The organism is Streptomyces sp. sk2.1 (genome assembly GCF_008120935.1).
Classification (GTDB): Bacteria; Actinomycetota; Actinomycetes; order Streptomycetales; family Streptomycetaceae; genus Streptomyces.
On record NZ_RDBO01000020.1, the window covers coordinates 1,508,733 to 1,514,533 of the forward strand.

At 73.3% G+C, this 5,801-nt stretch carries 7 protein-coding genes; 5 read left to right on the plus strand and 2 right to left on the minus strand.

From position 1 onward, the window contains the following. Position 1: 1 nt before the first annotated feature. Positions 2-1,021, minus strand: coding sequence for a 5-dehydro-2-deoxygluconokinase (iolC, locus tag EAO76_RS10225; RefSeq protein ID WP_148835458.1), 1,020 nt, complete (start codon positions 1,019-1,021; stop codon positions 2-4). A 133-nt stretch (positions 1,022-1,154) separates the two neighbouring features. Between iolC and EAO76_RS10230 the strand changes: the two genes are divergently transcribed. Further along, positions 1,155-2,141, plus strand: coding sequence for a sugar phosphate isomerase/epimerase (locus EAO76_RS10230; RefSeq protein WP_148835680.1), 987 nt, complete (start codon positions 1,155-1,157; stop codon positions 2,139-2,141). Positions 2,142-2,238: 97 nt separating this feature from the next. Continuing rightward, positions 2,239-2,643: a peptidoglycan-binding protein gene (locus tag EAO76_RS10235; RefSeq protein ID WP_148835460.1), complete on the plus strand. Its 405-nt coding sequence runs from the start codon at positions 2,239-2,241 to the stop codon at positions 2,641-2,643. Positions 2,644-2,690: 47 nt separating this feature from the next. On the opposite strand, the gene EAO76_RS10240 is transcribed toward EAO76_RS10235, so the two are convergent. Beyond that, positions 2,691-3,746: a zinc-dependent alcohol dehydrogenase family protein gene (locus EAO76_RS10240; RefSeq protein WP_148835681.1), complete on the minus strand. Its 1,056-nt coding sequence runs from the start codon at positions 3,744-3,746 to the stop codon at positions 2,691-2,693. A 316-nt stretch (positions 3,747-4,062) separates the two neighbouring features. Here EAO76_RS10240 and EAO76_RS10245 point away from each other — a divergent pair, with 316 nt between their 5' ends. From EAO76_RS10245 to EAO76_RS45995, 3 genes are all read left to right on the plus strand, one after another. Further along, positions 4,063-5,016 (plus strand): PrsW family intramembrane metalloprotease, encoded by a 954-nt coding sequence (locus tag EAO76_RS10245; RefSeq protein ID WP_148835462.1) that lies wholly within the window; start codon positions 4,063-4,065, stop codon positions 5,014-5,016. Positions 5,017-5,106: 90 nt separating this feature from the next. Beyond that, on the plus strand, positions 5,107-5,415 hold the full coding sequence (locus tag EAO76_RS10250) for a heavy-metal-associated domain-containing protein (RefSeq protein ID WP_148835465.1): 309 nt from the start codon (positions 5,107-5,109) through the stop codon (positions 5,413-5,415). Positions 5,416-5,534: 119 nt separating this feature from the next. Next, on the plus strand, positions 5,535-5,801 hold a 267-nt coding region (locus tag EAO76_RS45995; protein ID WP_148835682.1), incomplete at its 3' end, for a cation transporter.

Sequence of the window (5,801 nt, forward strand, 5' to 3'; positions counted from 1 at the left end):
GTCATGGGGCGGCTCCGGTGGGGCGGGGGACGACGGCGCCCTCGGCCAGGGCCGCTTCGACCTCGTACGGGAACGGCATGGCGGACGAGCAGGCGAGCCGGGAGGCGACGATGGCGCCGGCGGCGTTGGCGTACCGCATGACGCGGCCGGTGTCCCAGCCCGCGAGGAGTCCGTGGCAGAGCGCCCCGCCGAAGGCGTCCCCGGCGCCGAGGCCGTTGACGACCTCGACGGGCAGCGGCGGCACGTCGGCCACCGTGCCGTCGCGGTGGACGGCGAGCACGCCCTCGGGGCCCTTCTTGACGACGGCGAGTTCGACCCCGGCGTCGATCAGGGCGCGGGCCGCCGCGCGCGGTTCGCGTTCACCGGTCGCGATCTCGCACTCGTCGAGGTTGCCGACGGCGACGGTGGCGTGGGCGAGGGCCTCGCGGTAGCGGGCGGCGGGGACGGAACGGGGCGCGGGGCCGGGGTCCTCCGCCGCGTCCTCCTCCGCCTCGTCCCAGAACATCGGGCGCCAGTCGAGGTCGAAGACGGTGGTGCCGGACCGGTCGCGGGCACGCAGGGCGGCGAGGGTCGCGGCGCGGCTCGGCTCGGCGCACAGCCCGGTGCCCGTCATCCAGAAGACCCGGGCGGCGCGGATCGCTCCGAGGTCCAGTTCCCCGGGGTGGATCTCCAGGTCGGGGGCCTTGGGCCGGCGGTAGAAGTGGAGCGGGAAGTCATCGGGCGGGAAGATCTCGCAGAAGGTGATCGGTGTCGGGTACGCGTCGACGGGGGTCACCCACCGGTCGTCCACCCCGAACTCCCGCAACTGCCGGTGGAGGTACTCCCCGAAGGCGTCCCGGCCCGTGCGGGTCACCACCGCCGTACGCCGTCCGAGCCGGGCCGCCGCGACGGCGACGTTGGTCGGCGAGCCGCCCAGGAACTTTCCGAACGTGTCGACCTCGGCCAGTGGCAACCCGGTCTGCAGCGGGTAGAGATCCACCCCGATCCGGCCCATGGTGATCACGTCGTACGGCTCAGGCATGAGCATCCCTTCGACCGGCGTCCGGGGGCGACTGACCCCAGGTCTAACCCTGCCCCGCAATCGTGTCAATGCTTTGTCCGGACATACGGACGAATGATTGACACTCGCCGCCCCGGCCGGAAGGCTGGGCGCCATGACGTCCTCGGCGCCCGCCCCGTCCCGCATCCGCATCGGTTCGGCACCCGACTCGTGGGGGGTGTGGTTCCCCGACGACCCGCGGCAGGTGCCCTGGCGGCGCTTCCTCGACGAGGTCTCCGCGGCGGGTTACGAGTGGATCGAGCTCGGCCCGTACGGCTACCTCCCGACCGACCCGGCCCGCCTCGCCGAGGAGACCCGCCGCCGGGGGCTCACGGTTTCGGCCGGAACGGTTTTCACCGGATTGCACCACGGGCCGGGCGTCTGGGACCGGACCTGGGCGCATGTCGCCGACATCGCGGCACTCACCCGGGCGATGGGGGCCGGGCATCTGGTGGTCATCCCCTCGTTCTGGCGCGACGACCGGACGGGCGAGGTCCTGGAGGACCGCGAGCTCACGGCGGAGCAGTGGCGCGACCTCACCGCCCAGACGGAGCGGCTGGGCCGCGAGGTGCGGGACCGGTTCGGGCTGCGGATCGTCGTCCATCCGCACGCCGACACCCACATCGACACCGAGGAGAACGTCAGCCGCTTCCTCGACGCCACCGATCCCGACCTGGTCTCGCTCTGCCTCGACACCGGGCACTACGCCTACTGCGGCGGCGACAGCGTCGAACTGATCAAGACCTACGGCGAACGGATCGGCTACCTGCATCTCAAGCAGGTGGATCCGGAGGTGCTGGCCCGGGTCGTGGCGGAGGAGGTGCCGTTCGGACCGGCCGTGGCCCGGGGCGTGATGTGCGAACCGCCGGGCGGGGTGCCCGCGCTGGAACCGGTGCTCGCCGCGGCCCGGAAGCTGGACGTCGACCTCTTCGCCATCGTCGAGCAGGACATGTACCCGTGTCCGCCCGACCGGCCGTTCCCCATCGCCCGCCGCACCCGGGAGTTCCTCCGTTCCTGCGGCGGACCGCGGGGCGGCGGCGCGGCCCCGGCGGGCGGCGGGCCGGGCCGGGCTCCGGACACGCCGAACGATCCGGGGCAGTGACGTACCGGCGGTGCGCGGTGTTGTCCTCGGTGGGAAGCCGGTGCCCGGTCCCGGCCGGGCGCCGTACGCCACACCACCGCACAGGGAGCAACCCGCCATGATCCGAAAGATGCCGTCGCCCCGCCGGGCGGCCGCGACCGCCCTGACCACGGCCCTTCTGTCCGCCGCCCTCGTCTCGGCGCCGGAGGCCTCGGCCGACACCGGCAATCCCGCGCCGCCGCCCGGCTCCAGCCCGGTCTGCGCCTTCTACGACGGCGACGGGCCGACCGGCCCCGGTGAGCGGGGCGAGCGCGTCTCGCAGGTCCAGTGCATGCTGGCCAACCGCCACTACCTGCCGTGGTCCGCGGTCGATGGCACGTTCGGGCCGCAGACGCTCGTCGCCGTGCAGCGCTTCCAGGCGGACCACCCGCCGCTCGTCCCGACCGGCCGGGTCACCCCGGCCACCTGGTCGGCGCTCTGGCACGCGGGCCCGAACCGCGTGAGGCCCCTCCCCTTCCCGTAGCCCCCGCTTCCGCCGCCGCGTCGCGGCGGCGGTCGGGAAGGGGCCGGTCAGGGCCGCGACGGCCACGGTTCGATGATCGTCACCCCCGCCCCCGGCGCCGTCCCCATCGCGGCCAGTGCCGCCGGGGCCGCGTCCAGGCCGATGGTGGAGGTCACCAGCAGGTCGGGGCGGAGGGTGCCGGCCAGGACCATGTCCATCATCGGCCGGTAGGCGTGCGCGGCCATGCCGTGGCTGCCGAGGATCTCCAGTTCCAGGCCGATCACCCGGGCCATGGGCACCACGGGGTCACCGGCCGCCTCGGGCAGCAGACCGACCTGCACATGGCGGCCCTGCCGGCGCAGGCTGCGCACCGATGCGGCGCAGGTGACCGGGGAGCCCAGCGCGTCGAGCGAGAGATGGGCGCCCCCGCCCGTCAGTTCCCGGACCGCCCCGTCCGCSCCGCCCGGGTACCCGGACGCGTCCACGCACTCCGCCGCGCCGAACCTCCGCGCCAGCTCCAGGGCCCGCGCCGACACGTCGACGGCGACGACCCGGGCCCCGCAGGCCACCGCGATCATGATGGCGGACAGGCCGACCCCGCCGCAGCCGTGCACCGCGACCCACTCCCCCGCCGCCACCCGGCCCTGCGCCACGACCGCCCGGAACGCCGTGGCGAACCGGCACCCGAGGCCGGCCGCCGTGGCGAAGGACAGTCCGTCGGGCACGGGGACCAGATTGACGTCGGCCTGCTCCAGCGCCACGTACTCGGCGAACGAGCCCCAATGGGTGAAGCCGGGCTGGGTCTGCCGTTCGCAGACCTGCTGGGCCCCGGCCGCGCAGGCGGGGCAGCGGCCGCAGGCGCAGACGAAGGGCACGGTGACCCGGTCGCCGGGCTTCCGATTGACGACGCCTCCGCCCACCGCCTCGACCACACCGGCGAGCTCATGCCCCGGCACGTGCGGCAGGGTGATGTCCGGGTCGTGCCCCATCCAGCCGTGCCAGTCGCTGCGGCACAGCCCGGTGGCCTCGACCCGGACCACGACGCCCTGCTCGGAGGGGCTCGGATCCGGTACCTCCCGGACCCGCGCCTCCTGCCCGAACTCCTCGAACACCACTGCTCGCACCGGTCGCCCAGCCTTTCGTCCAGCCTCGTCCGTCCACACCCCGGCCCGCATGCCGCGGACCCGGGGATGGCGGCGGAGCACGAGCATCAGCGCCGCGAGCTTCACCGCCTCCTCGATCAGTCCGACGCCCAGGAACATCCAGAGGGACGGGTGCAGCAGGTAGTACTCCATGACGGAGGCGCCCAGCACGCCCAGGATCCCGCCGGTCAGGAAGCAGCCGAGGATGAGGAGCATCAGCGCCGCGAGCTTCACCGCCTCCTCGATCAGTCCGACGCCCAGGAACATCCAGAGGGACGGGTGCAGCAGGTAGTACTCCATGACGGAGGCGCCCAGCACGCCCAGGATCCCGCCGGTCAGGAAGCAGCCGAGGCCACGCCCCGGACTCTGGAAACGGTGCCTGTGGGGCGGGATCGCCCTCTGGCTGCTGACCGCGATCGTCACGTACGCCACCCGGAACACCACCCTGCTGCCGACCCTCATCCTGCTCGGCAGCTTCCTGGTCCCGGCCGTCTTCGTCCTGTGGGCGCACGAGCGCCACGGCCGCGACCTCGGCGCGAACCTCATCCTCGGCTGCTTCCTGACCGGCGGGATCCTGGGCGTGCTGGGCGCCTCCGTCATGGAGTACTACCTGCTGCACCCGTCCCTCTGGATGTTCCTGGGCGTCGGACTGATCGAGGAGGCGGTGAAGCTCGCGGCGCTGATGCTCGTGCTCCGCCGCCATCCCCGGGTCCGCGGCATGCGGGCCGGGCTGGTGCTCGGTGCGACGGTCGGGTTCGGGTTCGCCGCCTTCGAGAGCGCGGGCTACGCCTTCAACGCCGCCGTCACCATGAAGGGCATCGACCTGCGCGCCCTGCTGGAGACCGAGGTGCTGCGCGGGGTGCTCGCACCGTTCGGGCACGGGCTGTGGACCGCGATCGCCGGTGGCGTGCTCCTCTCCTTCCGGCAGCCGAACGGGCGTTTCCGCTTCGCCGCGCCCGTGATCGGCGCATATCTCGGCGTCGCCGTGCTGCACTCGCTCTGGGACTCGATGCACGGCATCGCGATCTGGCTGGTCGCCAGGGTGACCGGGACGGGCCTGAGCCGGACGCTCTTCGCCCAGGGATACATGCCGGCCCCCACCGCCGAGCAGCAGCACCTGTTCACCCTCTTCTCGGTCGGCGGCCTCGTCGTGATCACGCTCGTCGCACTGGCCTGGCTGCGGTCGTTGGCACGGGGTGCACGGGCCGCCGGACCGAATCACCGGCCGGGGGCTCGCATCCATACCCCCTAGGGGTATATAGTGATGCGTGTCGGGCCGCCGGGGAGCTCCCGGAGGGCCCCGGCACCGCAACCTTCCGCGTCCGTCGAAGAGGAGAACACCATGACCGCCGAGACCCAGCTCCCCCAGGCCACCGGCTCCTGCTGCTCGTCCACCGGTTCCTGCCACGACAGCGCGGACACCGGAGCGCAGGAGGGCGCGGTGACCACCGTCTACCAGGTGTCCGGCATGACCTGCGGCCACTGCGAGGGTGCCATCTCCGAAGAGGTCTCCGGCATCGAGGGCGTCACCTCGGTGAAGGCCGTGGCCTCCACCGGCCTGGTGACCGTCGTCTCCGGGGCCCCGCTGTCCGACGACGCCGTGCGCGCCGCCGTCGACGAGGCCGGCTACGAGCTCGTCGGCCGGGCCTGAGCACCATCGGGCACCACCGGCCTGTCGAATACAGCCGAATCACCCCCTTTGCCGCCGGGCCGGACCCACCAGCAGATACTGGTGGGGAACGGCCCGGTCGGCATTTCAGGAGTTCGGACATGCACAGCGCAACAGCGGCCGAGACCCCGACGGCGGAGGGTTCGCGGGCCGAGCTCTCGATCGGCGGGATGACCTGCGCCTCCTGCGCGGCGCGCGTCGAGAAGAAGCTCAACCGGATGGACGGCGTCACCGCCACCGTCAACTACGCCACCGAGAAGGCCCGGGTCTCCTACGGCCCGGGGACCGGCCTCGCGGATCTGATCGCCACGGTGGAGAGGACCGGCTACACGGCACGGCCCGTGGACCGCCCCGAAGCCGCTCCCCCC